At 46.2% G+C, this 530-nt stretch carries 1 protein-coding gene; it reads left to right on the forward strand.

Translation table 11 applies throughout. From position 1 onward, the window contains the following. On the forward strand, positions 1–530 hold a 530-nt coding region (locus R7R78_RS29190), incomplete at both ends, for a Clp protease N-terminal domain-containing protein (RefSeq protein ID WP_318119869.1).

The following is a 530-nucleotide window of genomic DNA, read 5'->3' on the forward strand; positions in this document are numbered from 1 at the left end:
CGATCATCAGTACATCGAGCCAGTTCACTTAATGGTGGCTTTGCTTGATCAAAATGGCAGTCCAATTCGTCCATTGCTGACAATGCTGGACGTGGATGTAACTCATCTCCGCTCAAAGCTAGGCGAAATGCTTGATCGATTACCAAAGGTGAGTGGCATCGGTGGTGATGTGCAGCTTTCTAGCTCGATGGGGACTTTGTTCAATCTGTGTGACAAAGTGGCTCAAAAGCGTCAAGACTCCTACATCTCGTCCGAAGTCTTCTTGCTTGCGGCATTAGAAGATCGCGGTCCTTTAGGGCAACTACTTAAAGAAGTGGGGCTCACCGAGCAAAAAGTGAGTCAAGCGATTGAAAAGATCAGAGGTGGTCAAAAGGTCAATGATCCAAATGCTGAAGAGCTACGTCAGGCTCTTGAAAAATTCACCATCGATTTAACTGAGCGAGCTGAGCAAGGCAAATTGGATCCTGTAATTGGTCGAGATGATGAAATTCGTCGCACGATTCAAGTATTGCAACGTCGCACCAAAAACA

This window comes from Vibrio sp. 2134-1, from assembly GCF_033339495.1.